23 protein-coding genes are annotated in these 19924 nt (G+C 69.0%); 15 read left to right on the top strand and 8 right to left on the bottom strand.

Translation table 11 applies throughout. The annotated features are described in order from the left end of the window. From WG923_RS29690 to WG923_RS29660, 7 genes are all read left to right on the top strand, one after another. A partial coding sequence (locus tag WG923_RS29690; RefSeq protein WP_340354649.1) for an NAD(P)(+) transhydrogenase (Re/Si-specific) subunit beta occupies positions 1-205 on the top strand: 205 nt, incomplete at its 5' end. Between the two features lie 164 nt (positions 206-369). Then, complete coding sequence (locus WG923_RS29685) at positions 370-2049, top strand: long-chain-fatty-acid--CoA ligase (protein ID WP_340354648.1); 1680 nt, start codon at positions 370-372, stop codon at positions 2047-2049. Between the two features lie 191 nt (positions 2050-2240). After that, a complete protein-coding gene (locus WG923_RS29680) occupies positions 2241-3254 on the top strand; it encodes an ABC transporter permease subunit (protein ID WP_340354647.1) in 1014 nt (337 codons plus the stop codon). 1 nt (position 3255) lies between these two features. Further along, the gene (locus WG923_RS29675; RefSeq protein ID WP_340354646.1) at positions 3256-4158 is read left to right on the top strand and encodes an ABC transporter permease subunit; all 903 of its coding nucleotides are present in this window, start codon (positions 3256-3258) and stop codon (positions 4156-4158) included. Between the two features lie 157 nt (positions 4159-4315). After that, positions 4316-5335, top strand: coding sequence for an ABC transporter ATP-binding protein (locus WG923_RS29670; RefSeq protein WP_340354645.1), 1020 nt, complete (start codon positions 4316-4318; stop codon positions 5333-5335). After that, on the top strand, positions 5332-6351 hold the full coding sequence (locus WG923_RS29665; RefSeq protein ID WP_340354644.1) for a dipeptide ABC transporter ATP-binding protein: 1020 nt from the start codon (positions 5332-5334) through the stop codon (positions 6349-6351). The genes WG923_RS29670 and WG923_RS29665 overlap by 4 nt, the downstream gene beginning before the upstream one ends. Positions 6352-6398: 47 nt before the next feature. Then, positions 6399-8000, top strand: coding sequence for an ABC transporter substrate-binding protein (locus WG923_RS29660; RefSeq protein WP_340354643.1), 1602 nt, complete (start codon positions 6399-6401; stop codon positions 7998-8000). A gap of 78 nt (positions 8001-8078) precedes the next feature. Here WG923_RS29660 and modA read toward each other — a convergent pair whose 3' ends face one another. Continuing rightward, positions 8079-8837, bottom strand: coding sequence for a molybdate ABC transporter substrate-binding protein (gene modA / locus WG923_RS29655; RefSeq protein WP_340354642.1), 759 nt, complete (start codon positions 8835-8837; stop codon positions 8079-8081). A gap of 90 nt (positions 8838-8927) precedes the next feature. Between modA and WG923_RS29650 the strand changes: the two genes are divergently transcribed. Next, positions 8928-9626: a 5'-methylthioadenosine/adenosylhomocysteine nucleosidase gene (locus WG923_RS29650; protein WP_340354641.1), complete on the top strand. Its 699-nt coding sequence runs from the start codon at positions 8928-8930 to the stop codon at positions 9624-9626. Between the two features lie 42 nt (positions 9627-9668). Here WG923_RS29650 and WG923_RS29645 read toward each other — a convergent pair whose 3' ends face one another. The 6 genes from WG923_RS29645 to WG923_RS29620 form a co-directional block, all read right to left on the bottom strand. Further along, on the bottom strand, positions 9669-10343 hold the full coding sequence (locus WG923_RS29645) for a hypothetical protein (RefSeq protein WP_340354640.1): 675 nt from the start codon (positions 10341-10343) through the stop codon (positions 9669-9671). 53 nt (positions 10344-10396) lie between these two features. Continuing rightward, the gene (locus WG923_RS29640; protein ID WP_340354639.1) at positions 10397-11155 is read right to left on the bottom strand and encodes a metal ABC transporter permease; all 759 of its coding nucleotides are present in this window, start codon (positions 11153-11155) and stop codon (positions 10397-10399) included. Further along, complete coding sequence (locus WG923_RS29635) at positions 11152-12084, bottom strand: metal ABC transporter substrate-binding protein (RefSeq protein WP_340354638.1); 933 nt, start codon at positions 12082-12084, stop codon at positions 11152-11154. Before WG923_RS29635 ends, WG923_RS29640 begins: the two co-directional genes overlap by 4 nt. A 17-nt stretch (positions 12085-12101) precedes the next feature. Beyond that, the gene (locus WG923_RS29630) at positions 12102-13484 is read right to left on the bottom strand and encodes a hypothetical protein (RefSeq protein WP_340354637.1); all 1383 of its coding nucleotides are present in this window, start codon (positions 13482-13484) and stop codon (positions 12102-12104) included. 62 nt (positions 13485-13546) lie between these two features. Next, positions 13547-13897, bottom strand: a complete 351-nt coding sequence (locus WG923_RS29625; RefSeq protein WP_340354636.1) for a hypothetical protein — start codon at positions 13895-13897, stop codon at positions 13547-13549. Positions 13898-13926: 29 nt separating this feature from the next. Continuing rightward, positions 13927-14916: a magnesium and cobalt transport protein CorA gene (locus tag WG923_RS29620; protein ID WP_340354635.1), complete on the bottom strand. Its 990-nt coding sequence runs from the start codon at positions 14914-14916 to the stop codon at positions 13927-13929. A gap of 360 nt (positions 14917-15276) precedes the next feature. Between WG923_RS29620 and WG923_RS29615 the strand changes: the two genes are divergently transcribed. The 5 genes from WG923_RS29615 (at position 15277) to hprK (ending at position 17895) form a co-directional block, all read left to right on the top strand. After that, positions 15277-15474 (top strand): hypothetical protein, encoded by a 198-nt coding sequence (locus WG923_RS29615; protein WP_340354634.1) that lies wholly within the window; start codon positions 15277-15279, stop codon positions 15472-15474. A 20-nt stretch (positions 15475-15494) separates the two neighbouring features. Further along, positions 15495-15668 carry a hypothetical protein gene (locus tag WG923_RS29610; protein ID WP_340354633.1) on the top strand — a complete coding sequence of 58 codons (174 nt, stop codon included), beginning with the start codon at positions 15495-15497 and terminating at the stop codon, positions 15666-15668. Positions 15669-15995: 327 nt separating this feature from the next. Beyond that, complete coding sequence (hpf, locus tag WG923_RS29605) at positions 15996-16325, top strand: ribosome hibernation-promoting factor, HPF/YfiA family (RefSeq protein ID WP_340354632.1); 330 nt, start codon at positions 15996-15998, stop codon at positions 16323-16325. A gap of 135 nt (positions 16326-16460) precedes the next feature. Beyond that, positions 16461-16928, top strand: coding sequence for a PTS sugar transporter subunit IIA (locus WG923_RS29600; protein ID WP_340354631.1), 468 nt, complete (start codon positions 16461-16463; stop codon positions 16926-16928). Positions 16929-16944: 16 nt separating this feature from the next. Further along, positions 16945-17895, top strand: a complete 951-nt coding sequence (gene hprK, locus WG923_RS29595; protein ID WP_340354630.1) for an HPr(Ser) kinase/phosphatase — start codon at positions 16945-16947, stop codon at positions 17893-17895. Positions 17896-17932: 37 nt separating this feature from the next. On the opposite strand, the gene fur is transcribed toward hprK, so the two are convergent. After that, positions 17933-18364, bottom strand: a complete 432-nt coding sequence (fur, locus tag WG923_RS29590; RefSeq protein ID WP_340354629.1) for a ferric iron uptake transcriptional regulator — start codon at positions 18362-18364, stop codon at positions 17933-17935. A gap of 56 nt (positions 18365-18420) precedes the next feature. Here fur and WG923_RS29585 point away from each other — a divergent pair, with 56 nt between their 5' ends. Further along, positions 18421-18984, top strand: coding sequence for an outer membrane protein assembly factor BamE (locus tag WG923_RS29585; RefSeq protein ID WP_340354628.1), 564 nt, complete (start codon positions 18421-18423; stop codon positions 18982-18984). Between the two features lie 7 nt (positions 18985-18991). Next, positions 18992-19870, top strand: coding sequence for a 4-hydroxy-tetrahydrodipicolinate reductase (dapB, locus tag WG923_RS29580; RefSeq protein WP_340354627.1), 879 nt, complete (start codon positions 18992-18994; stop codon positions 19868-19870). Positions 19871-19924: the final 54 nt, after the last annotated feature.

Below are 19924 nucleotides of genomic sequence, written 5' to 3'. Positions count from 1 at the left end.
CGCGCAGGACGACCCCACCAGCCCCATCGCCGGCATGCCGGTGCTGGAGGTGTGGAAGGCCAAGACCTCGATCGTCATGAAACGCAGCATGGCCTCCGGCTATGCGGGCGTGGACAACCCGCTGTTCTACAAGGACAACAACCGCATGCTGTTCGGCGACGCCAAGAAGATGCTCGACGAGGTGCTGGCGGCGCTGAAGGTGTGACACCGGGGTCACTCCCCCGTGCAGGACGTCCTGGGGCGGGTCGCAAGACCAATGCCACAATGACGGGTGACCGGTGACGCGACGAACGGGCGAATGACGGGGCAACCCGTCATTTGTCATTTGTCGGCCGCCATCGGTGATTGAACAAGAAGATGGAGACGCGCATGGACAACCGCCCCTGGCTTGCCGCCTACCCGCAAGGCGTGCCGGCCGACATCGATGCCTCGCAGTACCACTCGCTGGTGCAGCTGATGGAGGAGAGCTTCGTCAAGTTCGCCGCCCGCACGGCCTACGTGTTCATGGGCAAGGAGGTGAGCTTCGGCGAGACGGATTCGCTCAGCCGCGCCTTCGCCGCCTACCTGCAGGGGCTGGGGCTGGCCAAGGGCGACCGGGTGGCGATCATGATGCCCAACGTGCCGCAGTACCCGGTGGCCGTGGCCGCCATCCTGCGCGCCGGCTTCGTGGTGGTGAACGTCAATCCGCTGTACACGCCGCGCGAGCTGGAGCACCAGCTCAAGGACTCCGGCAGCAAGGCGATCGTCATCATCGAGAACTTCGCCAACACGCTGCAGCAGTGCATCGCCGCCACGCCCGTCAAGCACGTGGTGCTCGCGAGCATGGGCGACATGCTGGGCGGCCTGAAGGGCGCGCTGGTGAACTACGTGGTGCGCAAGGTCAAGAAGATGGTGCCGGCGTACAGCCTGCCCGGCGCCGTGCGCTTCCCCGACGCGATCAAGCAGGGCAGCCGCAGCACCGTGCGCAAGCCCGAGATCAAGGCCGACGACGTCGCCGTGCTGCAGTACACCGGCGGCACCACGGGCGTCTCCAAGGGCGCGGTGCTGCTGCACCGGAACATCGTCGCCAACGTGCTGCAGTCCGAGGCCTGGAACCAGCCGATGATGGGCAAGGTGCCCGCCGGCGAGCAGCCCACGGGCGTGTGCGCGCTGCCGCTGTACCACATCTTCGCCTTCACGGTGGGGATGATGCTGTCGATGCGCACCGGCGCCAAGCTGATCCTGATCCCGAATCCGCGCGACCTGCCGGCGGTGTTGAAGGAACTGTCGAAGTTCAAGTTCCACACCTTCCCCGCGGTCAACACGCTGTTCAACGGGCTGGCCAACCACCCGGATTTCAACAAGGTGGACTGGTCGAACCTGAAGGTTTCGGTGGGCGGCGGCATGGCGGTGCAGGGCGCGGTGGCGAAGCTGTGGCTGCAGAAGACCGGCTGCCCGGTGTGCGAGGGTTACGGCCTGTCGGAGACCTCGCCGTCGGTGAGCTGCAACCCGGTGACCAGCACCGAATTCACCGGCACCATCGGCGTGCCGCTGTCCTCGACGTGGATGAAGTGCATCGACGACGAGGGCCGCGAGGTGCCGCAGGGCCAGCCTGGCGAGATCGCGATCAAGGGCCCGCAGGTGATGGCGGGCTACTGGCAGCGGCCGGACGAGACGGCCAAGGTCATGACGGCCGACGGCTACTTCAAGAGCGGCGACATCGGCATCATGGACGAACGCGGCTACTTCAAGATCGTGGACCGCAAGAAGGACATGGTGCTGGTGTCGGGCTTCAACGTGTACCCGAACGAGGTCGAGGACGTGGTGGCGATGCTGCCCGGCGTGGCCGAATGCGCGGTGGTGGGCGTGCCCGACGAGAAGACCGGCGAGGCGGTGAAGCTGGTGATCGTGAAGAAGGACGAGGCGCTCACCGAGGACAAGGTGCGCGAGTACTGCAAGGCGAACCTCACCGGCTACAAGCAGCCGCGCGTCATCGAGTTCCGCAAGGACCTGCCGAAGACGCCCGTGGGCAAGATCCTGCGGCGGGAGTTGCGGGACAAGAAGCAGTAGGCCGGAGAGCCGGACAACCGGAAAACCGGACAACCGGACGCAGAGGACGCAAAAGAATCCTTTGAAATTGTCTTTGTCTTTTTTGCGTCCTCTGCGTACCCTTCGCGTCCTCTGCGTCCGGACTTTGGTTTTCCTCGACCGCCCGATGCGCCCGCGGAGCCCGTAGTGCGCACTGCGCGACAATCGCCGACATGTTCCGTTTCATCCTGACCCGCCTGTCGCTGGTCATCCCGACCTTCTTCGGGATGACGCTGCTGGCGTTCTTCCTGATCCGGCTGGTCCCCGGCGATCCGATCGAGACCATGGCGGGCGAGCGCGGCATCGATCCCGCGCGGCACGCCAAGCTGGTGCAGGAGTACGGCTTCGACAAGCCGGTGCTGGTGCAGTACGGGATCTACATCGCCCGCGTGCTCCGGGGCGACCTGGGCAAGTCCATCATCACCCAGGAACCGGTGATCCGCGAGTTCGGCGCGCTGTTCCCCGCGACCATCGAGCTGGCCCTGTGCGCGATCGTGTTCGCGCTGCTGCTCGGCATCCCCGCCGGCATCGTCGCGGCGGTCAAGCGGAATTCGGTGTTCGACCACGGCGTGATGGCCACCTCGCTCACCGGCTACTCGATGCCGATCTTCTGGTGGGGCCTGCTGCTGATCCTGCTGTTCTCGGTGCAGCTCGGGTGGACACCCGTCTCCGGCCGGCTGGCCGTGCAGTACTACATCGAGCCGAAGACCGGCTTCCTGCTGGTCGACTCGCTGCTGTCGGACGAGAAGGGCGCCTTCGGCTCGGCGCTCAGGCACCTGGTGCTGCCGGCGATCGTGCTCGGCACCAACCCGCTGGCGGTGATCGCGCGCATGACGCGCTCGGCCATGCTGGAGGTGCTGGGCGAGGACTACATCCGCACGGCGCGCGCCAAGGGCCTGCCGCCGCTGCGCGTGATCGGCGTGCACGCGCTGCGCAACGCGCTGATCCCGGTGATCACGGTGATCGGCCTGCAGGTCGGCGTGCTGTTCACCGGCGCCATCCTGACCGAGACCATCTTCTCCTGGCCCGGCGTGGGCAAGTGGCTGATCGAGGCGATCAACCGGCGCGACTATCCGGTGCTGCAGGGCGGCATGCTGCTGCTCGGCGTGGTCGTGATGTCCGTGAACCTGCTGGTGGACGTGACCTACGGCCTGATCAACCCGCGCATCCGCCAGGGAGGCCACTGACATGAGCAGCGTCCTGCCTCCCATCGCCACGGCGCCGACGGTGCCGCCCGGCCCGCTGCGCGAGTTCTGGATCGCGTTCTCCGCCAACAAGGGCGCCGTCGGCGGCATGCTGATCGTCGGCTTCCTGCTGCTGCTGGCGCTGTTCGCCCCGTGGGTCGCGCCGCACGCGCCGGACGCGACCAACAGCGCGGCGTTCCTCAGGCCCCCGGCCTGGCAGGAAGGCGGCTCCTCGCAGTTCCTGCTGGGGACCGACGCGATCGGCCGCGACATCCTCTCGCGCCTGATCTTCGGCTCGCGCCTGTCGTTGTCGATCGGCATCGCGGTGGTGCTGATCGCGGTGGCGGCGGGCATCGCGCTGGGGCTGATCGCGGGCTTCGCGCGCGGCATCACCGAGATCGCCATCATGCGCTTCATGGACATCCTGCTGACGCTGCCCAGCCTGCTGCTGGCGATCGTCATCGTGGCGATCCTGGGGCCGGGGCTGGTCAATGCGATGCTCGCGGTGGCGGTGGTGGTGCTGCCGCACTACGTGCGCATCACGCGTGCGGCGGTGATCGCCGAGACCTCGCGCGACTACGTGACGGCGGCACGCGTGAGCGGCGCCGGCACGCTGCGGCTGATGTTCAGCGAGGTGCTGCCCAATTGCGCGGCGCCGCTGATCGTGCAGGCCTCGCTGGGCGTCTCCACCGCCATCCTGGACGCGGCGGCGCTGGGCTTCCTGGGCCTGGGCGCGCAGCCGCCGTCCCCCGAATGGGGCACGATGCTGGCCGACGCCCGCGAATTCGTGCTGCGCGCCTGGTGGGTCGTGACCTTCCCGGGCCTCATGATCCTGGTCGCCGTCCTGGCCTTCAACCTGCTGGGCGATGGCCTGCGGGATGCGCTGGATCCGAAGCTGAAGCGATGAAGACCGAAAGCGGACAGCCGGACGCAGAGGACGCGAAGGGTACGCAGAGGACGCGAAAGGAAGACAGATTGAAAAATGAAATCCTCCTTTGGTTTTCTTTTGCGTCCTCTGCGTACCCTTTGCGCCCTCTGCGTCCGGTAGTTTGAATTTGACTTCCATGCCCCTCTTAGAGATCGAAGACCTCCACGTCGAATTTCCCACCCAGGGCAGCGTGATGCATGCCGTCGAGGGCGTGAGCCTCACGCTGGAGCAGGGCGAGGTGCTGGGCATCGTCGGCGAGTCGGGCTCGGGCAAGAGCGTGACCATGATGGCGTTGATGGGCCTCATCGCCTGGCCCGGCCGCGTGCGCGCCAAGACCCTGCGCTTCGCCGGCAACGACCTCCTGGGCATCTCCGACCGCGAGCGCAGGCGCCTCGTGGGCAAGGACATGGCCATGATCTTCCAGGAGCCCACCACCAGCCTGAACCCCTGCTTCACGATCGGCTACCAGCTCGTCGAGGCGCTGCGCCAGCACTCGCCGCTGGACCAGCGCAGCGCGCAGCGCCACGCCATCGAACTGCTGGAACAGGTGGGCATCCCCGCCGCCGCCTCGCGGATGAACGACTACCCGCACCAGCTCTCGGGCGGCATGAACCAGCGCGTGATGATCGCGATGGCGATCTCGTGCAACCCGCGCCTGCTGATCGCCGACGAGCCGACCACGGCGCTGGACGTGACGATCCAGGCCCAGATCCTCGACCTGCTGCGCAAGCTGCAGGAGGAGCGCGGCATGGCCCTCGTGCTGATCACGCACAACATGGGCGTGGTCAGCGAGATGGCGCAGCGCGTCGCCGTGATGTACGCCGGCCAGGTGATGGAGCAGCAGCGCGTCGACGCGCTGTTCGCGAACCCGCAGCATCCCTACACCGAAGCCCTGCTGGCCGCGCTGCCGGAGCAGGGCGAGGCCGGCCAGCGCCTGGCCACCATTCCCGGCGTGGTGCCGGGCGTGTTCGACCGCCCGGGCGGCTGCCTGTTCGCGCCGCGCTGCGCCTATGCCACCGCGCACTCGCAGACGGTCCGCCCGGAGTTGCGCGCGTGGCAAGGGGGCGAGGTGCGCTGCCACTACCCGCTGGGGGATCCGCAGCGCAACGCGCGCATCGAACACGACCTGCCGCTGCGCGTGGAGCAAGCCGCATGAGCCGCGTCGTCGTCGAAGCCAAGGACCTGCGCAAGGTCTACCCGATCCGCCGCGGCATGTTCAAGGAGCCGGCGCAGCTGCAGGCCGTGGGCGGCGTGTCCTTCACGCTGGAGGAGGGCCGCACGCTGGCGGTGGTGGGCGAGTCCGGCTGCGGCAAGTCGACGCTGGCGCGCATGGTGGCGCTGATCGAGAAGCCCACCGAGGGCACGCTGATGCTCGATGGCACCGATGCCGTCGACACGCCCGCCAGCGAGCGCCGGCGCCTGCGGCAGGCCGTGCAGCTGGTGTTCCAGAACCCCTACGGCTCGCTCAACCCGCGCAAGAAGATCAGCGCCGTGCTGGAAGCGCCGCTGGCGATCAACACCGACCTCAAGCCCGCCGAGCGGGCCGAGCGCGCCCGCGCCATGCTGGCGCAGGTGGGCCTGCGGCCCGAGTACGCGAACCGCTACCCGCACATGTTCTCCGGCGGCCAGCGCCAGCGCATCGCGATCGCGCGGGCGCTGATGCCGGGGCCGAAGCTGGTGGTGGCGGACGAACCGGTGTCGGCGCTGGACGTCTCGATCCAGGCGCAGGTGCTCAACCTGCTGTCCGACCTGCAGCAGGAATTCAGGCTGGCCTACCTGTTCATCTCGCACGACCTGGCGGTGGTGCGCTACATCGCGCACGACGTGCTCGTGATGTACCTCGGGCACGTGATGGAGCAGGGGCCGCGCGAGAAGATCTTCGCGCAGCCGCTGCATCCGTACACGCACGCGCTGCTGGCCTCCACGCCCGGCATCGGGCCGCGCAGCCGCAAGCGCATCGTGCTGCAGGGCGAGCTGCCCTCGCCGCTGCATCCGCCGGCGGGCTGCGTGTTCTCCAGCCGCTGCCCGTATGCGCAGGAGGTCTGCCACCAGCAGCGCCCGCCGGCGCGCCCGGTGGACGGGCGGCTGGTCGCCTGTCACTTCGCTGAAGACTTTCTGGCCAAGGGTTTCCCCGAGGAGCAGGATGCGCGAAGCGCGGCTGTGGCCGCCTGAGAATGTGGGCCTTCCCGGCACGGCCGGAATCGAAAACAGGAGTCCGTATGAAGAGAGTTCCCTTGCGCAAGCATTTCGCCATCGCCGCCCTGGCGCTCGCCGCCGCGGCGGGCGCCGGCGCCAAGACGCTGGTGTTCTGCTCCGAAGGCAGCCCCGAGAATTTCTATCCCGGCGTCAACACGACCGGCACCTCGTTCGACGCCAGCGAACCGGTCTACAACCGCATCGTCGAATTCGAGCGCGGCGGCACCAAGGTCGTGCCCGGGCTGGCCGAGAAGTGGGACATCTCCGCGGACGGCCTGGTCTACACCTTCCACCTGCGCAAGGGTGTGAAGTGGCACAACCACCGCGCCTTCAAGCCCACGCGCGACTTCAACGCCGACGACGTGATCTTCGGCTTCGAGCGCCAGTGGAAGGAGGACCATCCCTTCTTCAAGGTCACGAGCACCAACCACTCGTACTTCAACGACATGGGCATGCCCAAGCTGCTCAAGTCGGTGGAGAAGGTCGACGACTACACGGTGCGCATCACGCTGGTCAAGCCCGAGGCGCCCTTCCTCGCGAACCTCGCGATGCCGTACGCCGCCGTCCAGTCGAAGGAATACGCGGACGCGATGCTCAAGGCCGGCACGCCGGAGAAGATCGACCAGGAGCCGATCGGCACCGGGCCCTTCTTCCTGATCCAGTACCAGAAGGACGCGGTGATCCGCTACAAGGCCTTCCCGCAGTATTGGGGCGGCAAGGCGAAGATCGACGACCTGGTGTTCTCGATCACGCCCGATGCCTCGGTGCGCTGGGCCAAGCTGCAGAAGGGCGAGTGCCATGTCATGCCCTACCCGAACCCGGCCGACCTGGAGGCGATCCGCAAGGACCCGAAGGTGCAGGTGCTGGAGCAGCCGGGCCTGAACATCGGCTACCTCGCCTACAACGTGACGAAGAAGCCCTTCGACGACGTGCGCGTGCGCAAGGCCGTGAGCATGGCGATCAACCGCAAGGCGATCCTGGACGGCGTGTACCTGGGCACCGGCATCATCGCCAAGAACCCGATCCCGCCGTCGATGTCCGCGTACAACGACGCGATCAAGGACGACCCCTTCGACCCGGAAGGCGCGAAGAAACTGCTGGCGCAGGCCGGCTACAAGGACGGCTTCGCGACCGACCTGTGGGCGATGCCGGTGCAGCGCCCCTACAACCCCAACGCCAAGCGCATCGCCGAACTGATGCAGGCCGACCTGGCCAAGGTGGGCGTGAAGGCCGAGATCAAGACCTTCGAGTGGGGCGAATACCGCAAGCGCATGCAGGCCGGCGAGCACCAGATGGGCATGCTGGGCTGGACGGGCGACAACGGCGACCCGGACAACTTCCTGCACACGCTGCTCGGCTGCGACTCGGCCAAGACCAACGGCTCCAACGTGGCGAAGTTCTGCTACCAGCCCTTCGAGGACCTGGTGCTCAAGGCCAAGACGGTGACCAAGCCGGCCGAGCGCGACGCGCTGTACAAGCAGGCGCAGGTGATCTTCAAGCAGCAGGAGCCCTGGCTGACCATCGCCCACGCGGTGCAACTGAAGCCCGTGCGCAAGGAAGTCGTGGACTTCAAGCTGTCGCCGTTCGGGCGGCATGTGTTCTACGGCGTGGACATCAAGGAGTGATCCCGCGCGCACGCGCGCGCGCACCGTCACCCCCGCGCCGGCGGGGGTCCGGAAAAAGCGGCGCAGTGCGCCGCTTTTTCATTGTTGCGAGGGAAACTCGTAGCCGTAGCCGCGCAGGATCGCACGCGCCGCATCGCTCTTCAGGTAGGCGAGCAACGCGATGGCGGCGGGCCTGGCCTGGCCGGGCCTGAGCAGCACGGCGTCCTGCCGCAGCGGCGCATGCAGTGGCGCCGGCACGATCCACGCCGACCCCCTGGTGATCCTGCCGTCGGACATGACCTGGGCCAGCGCGACGAAGCCCAGCGGGGCGGCGCCGCTGGCCGCGAACTGGTAGGCCTGCCCGATGTTCTCGCCCTGCGCCATCTGCGCTTGCCAGGCCGCCAGCACGCCCAGGTTGGCCAGGGCCTGGACCGCGGCGGCGCCGTACGGCGCCAGCCGGGGATCGGCGATGGCGAGCTTGCCGTGTGGCGGCTGGCGCAGGATCCGGCCGCCGGTGTCCACCAGCGCCGCGTCCGCGCTCCAGAGAGCCAGCCGTCCGATCGCGTACGTGAATCGCGTGCCGGGCACGGCCAGTCCTTCCTGCTCCAGCCGCGCTGGCGTGGCCTCGTCGGCGGCGAGCAGCACCTCGAAGGGCGCGCCCGAGCGGATCTGGGCGTGGAACTTGCCGGTGGAGCCCAGCGCCACCACGGCCGTGTGCCCGGAGGTGCGGGCGAAGTCGGCCGCGATCTTCCGCATCGGCGCGGCCATGTTCGCGGCGACCGCCACCTGCACGTCGGCGGCGGCCGCGCAACCGGCCCACGCCACGAGCACTGAAAGAAACCACGAGCGAAGGGTCATCACCACGGTGCAAGGAACAACAGCGGCCAGTCTAGGGCAGGGCGAGGCAGGCGTCTGCACTCGGGCGCGGGCGGATGCCACAATCCGCCCATGCGCACCGCCATCGTCTCCGCCATGCAGGAGGAACTCTCCGCCGTGCTCGCCCTGTTGCCGGACGAGCACAGGCAGGCTGCCGGCGGCCGCGACTACTGGGTCGGGCACCTGCACGGGCAGGAGGTGGTCGCGGTGCTCTCGCGCATCGGCAAGGTGGCGGCGGCCACGACGGCCACGGCACTGGTCGAGCGCTTTCGCGTCGACCGCATCGTCTTCACCGGGGTCGCCGGCGGGCTCGCCCCGGGCGTGAACCGCGGCGACGTGGTGATCGCCGAGGCCTTCCTGCAACACGACCTCGATGCGTCGCCGCTGTTCCCGCGCTACGAGGTGCCCCTGTACGACACCGACCGCTTCGCGACCGACGCGGCGCTCACGCAGCAGCTGGCCGCCGCGGTGCGCAAGGCCCTGCACGGCACCCATGTGCACCGCGGGCTGGTGGTGAGCGGCGACCGTTTCGTCGCCAGCGCCGTCGAAAGCCAGGCGCTGCAGCGTGCGCTGCCCGAAGCGCTGGCGGTGGAGATGGAAGGCGCGGCCTTCGCCCAGGTGTGCCGCGACTACGGCATCCCGTTCGCGGCGGTGCGCACGGTGTCCGACCGGGCGGACGACGAGGCGCACGGCGACTTCCTCAGCTTCATCGACCAGGTGGCGAGCCGCCATTCGGCGGCCATCGTGCAGGCCTTCCTGGAAGCGGCGTAGCGACCGGGATGCGCGCAGCGCACACCCGCCTGCGCCTGCCTGTCAGTCGTCGTCCAGGTCGAAAGTCACCCCGATCGTCCAGTTCGACGGCGCCGGCCCGCTCAGGCGCTGCGCCCGGCTGAAGTCCAGCGTCCAGAGCTGTCCGCCGGCCCAGCGCACGCCCGCGCGCAGGAAGTGCGTGCGTTCCTCGAGGAAACGCTCCGCGGTGAGCGTCCAGCGGTTGATCGGCGCCCAGTCCACGCCCACGCCGTAGCGCGCGAGATTGGGCCCCGAGCGCACGAAGTCGCGGCCGATGTTCAGGTGCACGCCCCACGCCGCATGCGGCACCCAGGTGGCGAGGGCGGCGAAGCGCGTGGCCTCGAAACGGGGGCGCTGGTGCGCCTGCCACACCGGCTGCAGGTCGAAGCCGATGTTGAGGCCCTCGGCCACTTCGCGGGCCCATTTCACTTCGACGTTCCAGGCGGTTGCGGAGCCTTCCCCGCCGCCGCGCGCGTGCTCGCCGGCCAAGCCCAGTTCCACCGGGCCCACGCGGCAGTTCACGCCGGCATGCAGCGCCCGCGTGTTGCCCTGTTCCCGGCTGAACCACGTCTCCTGCTCGCACTCGCCGCGCGGCAGTATGTTGGCGTCATCGACGGAGTGGTGTCCCCCGGCCGCCAGCGCATGGCCGGCGAAAAGCAGCGCGGGCAGCGCCAGCGCGATCGCGATCGGTTTCTTCATGGCCCCTCATGCCGCGTTCCAGCGGTCTTCCTTCAGGGAGCCATCATGCCGATTCAGGCGCGCGGACGGAATGGCGCCGCAACAACAGCGGCGACGACCAGGGCGCAGACGATGGTCGGCCCCGAGGGGAGGTCGAACAGGGCCGACAGCAGCAGGCCCATCGCGTAGCCCGCCACCCCCAGCGCGAGGCCGGCCAGCACGCGGCGCCGCCCGGACCAGCCCAGGGTCCCGAGCGCCGGCACGATCAGGCTGGTGAACACCAGGTACACGCCCACCAGCTGCACGGAAGCGGTGACCGCGACCGCGAAGGCGCCGTAGAAGCCGAAGCGCCCGAGCCGTCGCGTCCAGCCCACGGCCATGGCGATCACCAGCAGCGCGGTCACCGCGCCCAGCGCGGCCAACTGCGGCACGCCGACCCACAGGATCTGGCCGGCCAGCAGCTCCTGCAGGTGCTCGCCGCCATGCGGGTTGTGCGCCAGCAGCAGGATCCCCAGGCAGGCCGCGAGCACGAACAGCACCCCGATCAGCGCCTCCTGGTAGCGCGCCGCCCGCCGCTCGCTCCACGTGAGCAGGGCCGCACCGAGCAGGGCGGCGCAGACGGCGGCGGCCTGCACGGCGATCCCGTGTTCGGGGAAGCCGAGCGCGTCGGCGGCGATCACGCCCAGCGCCGCGATCTGCGCGATGGCGAGGTCGATGAACACGATCCCGCGTTCCAGTACCTGCATCCCCAGCGGCACGTGGGTCGCCAGCACCAGCAGGCCGGCGGCAAAGGCCGGCCACAGGATGCCGAGGTCGAGGGAGCCGGCGTTCACTTGGCGCCGGCGCTGGTGGCGGCGAGCAGGCGTGCCACCGTGTCGTCGAACAGGCCCGTGAGGTCTCGCGCGGCATCGCTGCCGCCGACGGTGAAGGGCAGCCGCACCATCGGCAGGCCGGAGTTGCGCGACAGCCATTCCGAAGGCTTGGCGTCCTGGTAGCCGGAGGAGATCACCATGCGCGCCGGCGTGGCCTTCAGCGTGGCCAGCACCGACTGCAGGTGCGCGGCGCTGGGCTCCACGCCGGGCTTGGGCTCCAGCACCGCCACCTCCTTGAGTCCCAGCCAGTCGTACAGGTACACGTACGCCTTGTGCTGCGACACCACGGGCAGGCCGCGCAGGGGCGCCGCCTGCGCGCTCCAGCGCGCGATGGCCTGCTGCCACTTCTGGTCGAACGCCGCGCCGCGCTGCGCGTACTCCCCGCCGTGCGCCGCATCCACCTGCGCCAGGCGCTGGGCCAGCGCCTTCGCCACCAGCGCGATGTTGCGCGGATCGGTCTGGATGTGCGGGTTGCCGGCCGCGTGCACGTCGCCCTGCGAACGGTCGACGCTCGCCGGGATCTCCAGCTTGCGCACGAAGTCGGCGGCGGCGAAGTTGCCCAGCTGGCCTGGCTGGACTTTGGCGTTGCCGGACTGCTGCAGCAGCACCGGCAGCCAGCCGGTTTCCAGCTCGGCGCCCGTGCACACCACCAGGTCGGCGTTGCGCACGCGGGCGATCAGGCTGGGCCGGGCCTGGACCTGGTGCGGGTCCTGCTGCGCCGTGGTGGCGGAGGCGACGTCCACCAGCGGTCCGCCGAGTTCCTGCGTGAGCGCGGCCCATTCGGGCTCGCAGGCCAGCACGCGCAGTGCGGCATGGGCGGGAGCGGCCAGCGCGCAAGACGCGAGGGCGAGGGCGAGGGAGGCGAATGACAGCCTGGAATGCGATTGCATGATCGGGTCCTTCACGTTCAGAAACCGTGCGCGCCGTGCGCACCGAGGCTCATCTGGTATTGCAGCCACCACTGCAGGTCGCCCACGCCGGCGGGCCGCGCGCGGTCCTGCGCCACCTGCAGGCGGATGCGCGAGAACTCGCTGGGGTTGAAGTCCACCATCACCGTGTTCTTGCGCGCGCTGCCGGTGTCCACGCCCAGGAGGCCGGCGGCGGGGCCGAAGCCGGGTGTGCCGGGATCCAGCCGCTCGGTGCGCAGGCCCACGCGCCAGCGCGGCATGAACTGGTAGACGCCCTGCAGGTACCAGCCCGATTGCACCGCGCGCAGGCTGCCCGGCAAGGCGAGGCCCGCGGGGTCGACGACCAGGTCGCCGTCGCGGGTGCTGCGCAGGTACTCCGCCTGCAGCTTGAAGTTGCGCCGCGTGGCGTTGCCCTGCGGCGCCCATTTCCAGACCGCATCGGCGATCCACACCCGCGTGCGGCCGGCGAAGGCAGTGGCGGTGTCGTTGCCGCCGGCATCCGTGGCCGCGAGCGCCTGGTCGCTCGCCCGGGCGCGCAGCATGGACACGCCGGCGCGCCAGCTGTGGCTGGTGCCGATGTCGTCGCCCACGTGCGCCGTGAGCGCGAGCGCGCCGGCGCCGTTGCGCGAGGTGTCGCTGCCCGGGAAACCGCGGCCGCGGCCCGCCTCCAGCCCGAGCTCGAAGAAGCGCTCGGTCGGTGCGAGCCACGTCAGTTGCAGCCCGTCGTTCCTGAACTGCGTGCCGAGCATGGCCTGGTAGGCCAGGGGCGCGTCGGCGAAGTCCCAGGCATGGGCGTGCTGGGGATTGAGGTAGCCGATGTTCGAGAGGAAGCGGCCGGCCTTCACGCCGAGACCATGCCCCAGCGAGGTCGTCTGGATGAAGGCCTCCTCCATCCCGGCCTCGTTGTCCGGCGAGAAGGCGACGGTGGCCACGCCGCGCAGCCACGGATCGATGCTGGCCGACAGGGTGAGCTCGGTTTCCGCCAGGCTGAAGCCGCGGGTGCCGGGCCCGATCTCGGCATCCGGCGGCAGCAGGAAGCCGCGGATGCGGTAGTTCGCCGGATCGCGCCGCGTGTGGACGTACTGGCCGGACAGGATCAGCGACAGGTCCAGCAGGCCGCGGCCGCCGGCTAGCGGCTGCGGCGCCGCAGCGCTTGCGGGCGAGGGCGAGGGCGAGGGCACGGCCGCGGCCGGCTGCTGCGCCACCGCTGCTTCCGCCGCCTGCAGGCGCTGCTCCAGCGCCTTCAGCCGGCCCTCGTAGTCGGCCCGCAGGGCCTCGATCTCTCGCCGCAGGGCCTGCGTTTCAGGGGTGGGCTGCGCCGCGGCGCTGCCCGCGGCCAGGCAGGCAACGATGCCGGCCCGCCGCAATGCACGGGAATGCATGGGTTCTCCTTGCACAAATGACGCGTGCCACGCCGGGAAGCCGGCATGGACCTTGGCAGGGGTCAGGCGTGCAGGAGGGGCGGGGCGCGGCTGTGGTACGGCGGCCGCTGGGGCAGCGGCAGGAAGGGCGCAGGAACGGTGGGCGGCTGGGCGTGACGCAGCGGTTGCGCGGCAGGCGCGCCGAATTCGCAAGCCGGCGCGGCGCCCAGCATCGCCGCAGCCACCACGCAGGTGTTGCAGGACCCGGGCGGATGCGCGGCCCGCTCGCTGTCGTCCGCCGTCGCGGTGGGCAGGTGCAGCAGGGAGTGCGTCGCGGCGACCCATTGGGCGACCGGCAGCCACAGCACCAGCGCCAGCAGCCAGGCGAGGCTGCGGCGGCGGCTCAGGAGTCGGCGGACCGTCGCGATCGGCATTGCGCGCGCATCTTACGGCAGCGGGGTCTTCAGCGCAGCCAGCCGCGCTTCCTGAAGTACCACATCGGTATCAGCGCGCTGGCGATCATCAGCCCCAGCACGTACGGATACGCGGCGCGCCCCAGCAGCTGGATCTCGGGGAACTGCAGGTTCATGCCGTACAGGCTGGCCACCAGGGTCGGCGGCAGCAGCGCCACGCTGGCCACCGAGAAGATCTTGATGATCTTGTTCTGGTTGATGTTGATGAAGCCGACCGTGGCATCCATCAGGAAGTTGATCTTGTCGAACAGGAAGGCCGTGTGGCTGTCCAGCGATTCGATGTCGCGCAGGATCTGCCGCGCCTCCTCGAACTGGCTGGCGCTGAGCATGCGGCTGCGCATCATGAAGCTCACCGCGCGCCGCGTGTCCATCACGTTGCGGCGGATGCGCCCGTTCAGGTCTTCCTGCAGGGCGATCGCTTCCAGCGCCTCGCCGGCCAGGGTGTCCGTCACCTCGCCGGCCAGCACCTGGCGGCTGACCTTCTCCAGCTCGTCGTAGATGCCTTCCAGTGTGTCGGCGGAGTATTCGGCATCGGCGTCGAAGAGCTTGAGCAGCACCTCCTTGGCGTCCTCGATCAGGCCGGGGGCGCGGCGCGCGCGCAGCCTCAGCAGGCGAAAGACCGGCACGTCCTCGTCGTGGATGGAGAACAGCACGCCGTGGCTCTTCAGCGACTGGTTCATCAGGTTGAGGATGAACGCCACCCGCACCGTGCGGGGCTCGTCGTCGCCGGCGATCAGGAAGTCGCTGCGGATGTGGAGGTCGCCGTTGTCCTCTTCATAGAAGCGCGCCGACTCCTCGATGTCCTCGTCCATCGCGTCTTCCGGGATGGACAGGTCGTAGTACTGCTTGATCCAGCGCTTTTCCTCGGGGGTGGGCGCCTCGAGGTCCACCCAGACCGGCTGGAAGCGGGAGAGCTCTTCCAGCGACTCGATCTCTTCCTGGAAGAGGCGGCCGTTGGCGAGCGTGAAGATATTGAGCATCGGGTCGGTTCCAATGGTTCGGGCTGAGGGGGCGGGGGTCAGCTTCCGAAGCGACTGGAACCGGTGCCAGTCACCCGGGAAGCCGCCGACTAGGGCTGGTTTCCAAGGAGCGCTCTCCAGAAAAAATGGATGGGCGATTATGCCGCGCCAGCGCGGCCGCCGCCGGGGGCGAAGGCGGCGTGCCATTAGCGCATCCGGTGGGAAATTGCATCCGGCAGGACCCTTACTGCTGTGGCACAGCCGCAGGACACGTCCTACACGGCTGGGCCAGAACGTCCGACACCACGGCTCAGGAGGCGGCCCTACATTGACTCCATCGCAGGGCTGCAAGGCCCTGCCCGTACCTGCATAGGAGCCGAGATGATCCAGCTAGCGACCGACCCGAACGCCAGCCGCTCGAACTGGCGTCCTGCCGCGGGCGAAGCCAAGGAAAGCACCCTGGCCTCCCGCCGGCCCCGTACCGGCCACGCGTGGCCCTTCATCGTGCGCCACACCGAGCGCGCGAACGGTTCGCAGGATCACCAACGTACCCCGAGCAGCACCGAAAGCGGCAGCTGAAGCCAGGCCAGGAGCCCGATATGTACAAGGAAGCCAAGTCCACCAATCGCTACAACGACACCCCGCGCGACAAGCCGCAGGCGGAGCGCGTGGAGCACGCCAACCTGGATCGCCCCGGCGCCCAGGCGCACCCGAAGGCCGCCATGGGCGGCTGGAACCGGCTGGATGCCGCGGCGCTGTGGCGCCTGCGCTGATGTCCGCCTGACCCAAGGATTCCTGTCAAGGGGTGGGCATGCAAGGCCTGTCCCGCGATCTTTGCGCGGCCCCTTCGGGGGCCGCTTTTCGTTTCCGACCCCGGCACTCGGCTACCTCGTACGAAGGAAGAAAACATGAGTGCGCGAACGCACTTGCGCGCGGCACTTCGAGTCGTTTCGATTCACGCCTCGGCCTTGAGGGAAATCAATTGCGTTTTGCACTCGCGCGGCGCATAGTGGTCCGCAAGCTATCTCCAGATTCGAAGCATCCTTCCGGGCGCCAAGGACCGGCGCCACCAACCCGAGAGAAGTGCAACAGGAGGCTCCATGAACCTGACGATCAGCGGTCACCACCTCGAAGTTACCCCCGCCCTGCGGAATTACGTGACCACCAAGCTCGATCGCATCACCCGTCACTTTGAGCAAGTCGTCGATATCAAGGTCCTACTGACCGTCGAGAAGCAGAAGGAGAAGGAGCGAAGGCAGCGCGCCGAATGCAAGATCCACGTGAAGGGCAACGACATCTTCGCCGAGAGCGCCCACCACGACCTCTATGCCGCCCTGGACGAACTGGTCGACAAGCTCGATCGCCAGGTCTGGCGCCACAAGACCCGCGTGCAGGACCACCATCACGAATCGGCCAAACGCGTGATGTGACGCGAGGATCCCGCCGCTCATGACCACCCGACGAGGCCCGCTCCCATGCGGGCCTCGTCCGTTCAGGTGATTGACGCGGCACCTTCGTTTGTTGGAGCCGGTTACATCCGACGTGCATAATCCGGCCCAGTTGCCATGAACCGCCTTGCGTCCATCCTGCCGCCTCCCCAGGTCCTGGTCGGCGTCGACGCCACCAGCAAGAAGCGGGCTTTCGAGGAAGCCGGGCTCCTGTTCGAGAACCTCCACGGCCTCTCCCGCGCGCTGATCACCGACAGCCTGTTCGCCCGCGAGCGCCTGGGTTCCACCGGCCTCGGCCACGGCGTGGCGATCCCCCACGGGCGGATCAAGGGGCTGAAGGCGCCGATGGCGGCGCTGTTCCAGCTGGCGCACGCGATCGGCTTCGACGCGCCGGACGAACAGCCGGTCAACCTGCTGATCTTCCTGCTGGTGCCCGAGGCGGCCACCCAGAAGCACCTGGAAATCCTGTCCGAGATCGCCGAGCTGCTGAGCGACGCGCCCCTGCGCGAGAAGATGAAGAGCAGCATGGACGCTGGCCAGCTCCACCAGCTCATCGCCACCTGGCAGTCCGCGCAGTCGCAGTAAAGAGGCTCGTTCCGGCTTGAAGCCAACCGTCGTCAGTGCCGACGTCCTGTTCGAGGACCATCGCTCGCAGCTCAAGTGGGAGTGGGTGGCCGGCCTCGGTGCGTCCGAACGCCGCTTCGACGAGGTCGCGGTGCGCGCCGCGCGCTCCGGCGCCGACCTGGTCGGCTACCTCAATTACATCCACCCGTACCGGGTCCAGATCCTGGGCGCGCGCGAGGTCGCGTACCTGACCAACGCCACGGCGGAGGACTGCGCCCGCCGCATCGCCCGCATCGTGACGCTGGAGCCGCCGGTGCTGGTGCTGACGGACAACCAGACGGCGCCCGAGGCGCTGCTGTCGATGTGCGAGCGGGCCCAGATCCCGATGTTCGCCACGCATGAACCGTCGGCGTTCGTGATCGACGTGCTGCGGGCCTACCTGTCCAAGCACTTCGCCGAGCGCACCTCGATGCACGGGGTGTTCATGGACATCCTGGGCCTGGGCGTGCTGATCACCGGCGAATCCGGCCTGGGCAAGAGCGAGCTGGGGCTGGAGCTGATCACCCGCAGCAGCGGCCTGGTGGCCGACGACGCGGTGGACCTGTACCGCGTGAACCAGACCACCATCGAGGGCCGCTGCCCCGAGCTGCTGCAGAACCTGCTGGAGGTGCGCGGCATCGGCCTGCTGGACATCCGCGCGATCTTCGGCGAGACGGCGGTGCGGCGGAAGATGCGGCTGCGCCTGATCGTGCACCTGGTGCGGCGCGAGACGATGGAGCGCGAGTACGAACGCCTGCCCTACGAGCCGCTCACGCAGGACGTGCTGGGCGTGCCGGTGCGCAAGGCGGTGATCCCCGTGGTGGCCGGCCGCAACATGGCCGTGCTGGTGGAGGCGGCGGTGCGCAACACCATCCTGCAGCTGCGGGGGGTGGATACGTACCAGGAGTTCGTCGAGCGGCATCGCCGCGCGATGGAAAAGGGCGGCTGACCGCCTGCCGCCATTCCCGCCTGCGCGGGGGTGACGTTCACTTCTGGTTCTTGTTCGGGCAGTTCACCTTGGTGCAATGCGCATACAGGCTCAGCGCATGCTCCGCGATCTGGAAGCCCTTGATCTTGGCCACGGCCTGCTGGCGCTTCTCGATCTCGGCGTCGTAGAACTCCTCGACGCGGCCGCAGTCCAGGCACACCAGGTGGTCGTGGTGGGTGCCTTCGTTGAGTTCGTAGACGGCCTTGCCGCTCTCGAAATGGCTGCGGGACAGGATGCCCGCCTGCTCGAATTGCGTGAGGACGCGATAGACCGTGGCCAGGCCGATGTCCGAGCGCTCCTCCAGGAGCACGCGGAACACGTCTTCGGCCGTCATGTGCCGCTGCGAGCCTTTCTGGAACACGTCCAGGATCTTCAGCCGTGGCAGCGTCGCCTTGAGCCCGGTGCTCTTGAGTTCGTCGATGTTGGACATGGTGCTGCCGCTACAATGCCCCGATCATATCGCCTGGCCTTCCCCCTGCCTGTCTCATGCCCGTCAAGCCCTTGCGCCAGTCGCGAATCGTGTTCGCCACTGTGGCCATCACACTACTGGCCGGCTGCGGCTCCGTCGACACCATCGGCAACCGCGTCGGCACGGCCTTCACGCCCTACCGCGTCGAGGTGGTGCAGGGCAACTTCATCTCGCGCGAGCAGGTCCAGGCACTCCAGCCCGGGATGAGCCGCGAGCAGGTCAAGCAGACGCTGGGCACCCCGCTGGTGACCAGCCTGTTCCACGGCGACCGCTGGGACTACGTCTTCACCCTGCGCCGCCAGGGCGTGCCCCCGCAGCAGCGGCACCTGGCCGTGTTCTTCAAGGGCGATGCCATGGAGCGCGTCGAGGGCGGCGAATCCATGCCCAGCGAAGCCGAATTCGTCTCCACCCTGGACAACCGCCGCAAGGGCGGCAAGGTGCCCAGGCTCGAGGCCACCGAGGAGGAACTGCGCGCCGCCAGCGTGAAGCAGGCCCCGGCCGCCGCCGCGCCCGCCGCGCCGTCCACGCCCGCGCCCGCCGGCAGCACCAGCTACCCGCCGCTGGAAAGCCCCGCGCGCTGAGGATCGCATGAGCAAAGGCACGCAGGCACTGAAGAACGTGGCCGTGGCCGGCGCCGTGCAGCGCCCGCCCCAGGGCAGCACCGAGCACCGGGTGGCGGTGGCCGGCGCCTCCGGCCGCATGGGCCACATGCTGATCGAGGCGATCCGCGCCTCCGAGGACTGCCGGCTCGCCGGCGCGCTCGACGTGGCGAGCAGCCCCGCGATCGGCAACGACGCGGCGGCCTTCCTGGGCCACGCCAGCGGCGTGCCGGTCACGGCCGATCTCGGCCAGGGCCTGAGCCACGCCGAGGTCCTGATCGATTTCACCCGTCCCGAAGGCACGCTGGCGCACCTGAAGGTGTGCCGCGAGCGCGGCGTCAAGATGGTGATCGGCACGACCGGCTTCACCGACGCGCAGAAGGCGGAGATCGCCCGGGCCGCCAAGGACATCGCCATCGTCATGGCCCCCAACATGAGCGTGGGCGTGAACGTCACGCTCAAGCTGCTGGAGATGGCGGCCAAGGCGCTGGACACCGGCTACGACATCGAGATCATCGAGGCGCACCACCGCCACAAGGTGGACGCACCCTCGGGCACGGCGCTGAAGATGGGCGAGGTGATCGCGCAGGCGCTCGGCCGCGACCTCAAGCAGTGCGCCGTCTATGCGCGCGAGGGCGTGACGGGCGAGCGCGACCCGTCCACCATCGGTTTTTCCGCCATCCGCGGCGGCGACATCGTCGGCGACCACACCGTGCTGTTCGCCGGCACCGGCGAGCGCATCGAGATCACGCACAAGTCCGCCAGCCGCGCCACCTACGCGCAGGGCAGCCTACGGGCGGTGCGCTTCCTGGCCGAACGCAGGAACGGCCTGTTCGACATGTTCGACGTCCTGGGGCTGCGGTCATGACCCCCCACGGCACCCGCTTCGCAGCTGCCTGCCCCCCCGAGGGGGGCGTGATCC

Source organism: Ramlibacter sp. AN1133, from assembly GCF_037890035.1.
In the GTDB taxonomy this organism is placed as follows: domain Bacteria; phylum Pseudomonadota; class Gammaproteobacteria; order Burkholderiales; family Burkholderiaceae_C; genus Ramlibacter.
The sequence above is the reverse complement of the archived record's forward strand: the minus strand, read 5'-3'. Positions and strand labels throughout refer to the sequence as shown.

What these genes read in the sequence shown, in the direction of transcription:
- WG923_RS29685 (WP_340354648.1), top strand. Translation starts at nt 370, where the DNA reads ATGGACAACCGCCCCTGGCTTGCCGCCTACCCGCAAGGCGTGCCGGCC.
- WG923_RS29680 (WP_340354647.1), top strand. Translation starts at nt 2,241, where the DNA reads ATGTTCCGTTTCATCCTGACCCGCCTGTCGCTGGTCATCCCGACCTTC.
- WG923_RS29675 (WP_340354646.1), top strand. Translation starts at nt 3,256, where the DNA reads ATGAGCAGCGTCCTGCCTCCCATCGCCACGGCGCCGACGGTGCCGCCC.
- WG923_RS29670 (WP_340354645.1), top strand. Translation starts at nt 4,316, where the DNA reads ATGCCCCTCTTAGAGATCGAAGACCTCCACGTCGAATTTCCCACCCAG.
- WG923_RS29665 (WP_340354644.1), top strand. Translation starts at nt 5,332, where the DNA reads ATGAGCCGCGTCGTCGTCGAAGCCAAGGACCTGCGCAAGGTCTACCCG.
- WG923_RS29660 (WP_340354643.1), top strand. Translation starts at nt 6,399, where the DNA reads ATGAAGAGAGTTCCCTTGCGCAAGCATTTCGCCATCGCCGCCCTGGCG.
- modA (WP_340354642.1), bottom strand. Translation starts at nt 8,837, where the DNA reads ATGACCCTTCGCTCGTGGTTTCTTTCAGTGCTCGTGGCGTGGGCCGGT.
- WG923_RS29650 (WP_340354641.1), top strand. Translation starts at nt 8,928, where the DNA reads ATGCGCACCGCCATCGTCTCCGCCATGCAGGAGGAACTCTCCGCCGTG.
- WG923_RS29645 (WP_340354640.1), bottom strand. Translation starts at nt 10,343, where the DNA reads ATGAAGAAACCGATCGCGATCGCGCTGGCGCTGCCCGCGCTGCTTTTC.
- WG923_RS29635 (WP_340354638.1), bottom strand. Translation starts at nt 12,084, where the DNA reads ATGCAATCGCATTCCAGGCTGTCATTCGCCTCCCTCGCCCTCGCCCTC.
- WG923_RS29630 (WP_340354637.1), bottom strand. Translation starts at nt 13,484, where the DNA reads ATGCATTCCCGTGCATTGCGGCGGGCCGGCATCGTTGCCTGCCTGGCC.
- WG923_RS29625 (WP_340354636.1), bottom strand. Translation starts at nt 13,897, where the DNA reads ATGCCGATCGCGACGGTCCGCCGACTCCTGAGCCGCCGCCGCAGCCTC.
- WG923_RS29620 (WP_340354635.1), bottom strand. Translation starts at nt 14,916, where the DNA reads ATGCTCAATATCTTCACGCTCGCCAACGGCCGCCTCTTCCAGGAAGAG.
- WG923_RS29615 (WP_340354634.1), top strand. Translation starts at nt 15,277, where the DNA reads ATGATCCAGCTAGCGACCGACCCGAACGCCAGCCGCTCGAACTGGCGT.
- WG923_RS29610 (WP_340354633.1), top strand. Translation starts at nt 15,495, where the DNA reads ATGTACAAGGAAGCCAAGTCCACCAATCGCTACAACGACACCCCGCGC.
- hpf (WP_340354632.1), top strand. Translation starts at nt 15,996, where the DNA reads ATGAACCTGACGATCAGCGGTCACCACCTCGAAGTTACCCCCGCCCTG.
- WG923_RS29600 (WP_340354631.1), top strand. Translation starts at nt 16,461, where the DNA reads ATGAACCGCCTTGCGTCCATCCTGCCGCCTCCCCAGGTCCTGGTCGGC.
- fur (WP_340354629.1), bottom strand. Translation starts at nt 18,364, where the DNA reads ATGTCCAACATCGACGAACTCAAGAGCACCGGGCTCAAGGCGACGCTG.
- WG923_RS29585 (WP_340354628.1), top strand. Translation starts at nt 18,421, where the DNA reads ATGCCCGTCAAGCCCTTGCGCCAGTCGCGAATCGTGTTCGCCACTGTG.
- dapB (WP_340354627.1), top strand. Translation starts at nt 18,992, where the DNA reads ATGAGCAAAGGCACGCAGGCACTGAAGAACGTGGCCGTGGCCGGCGCC.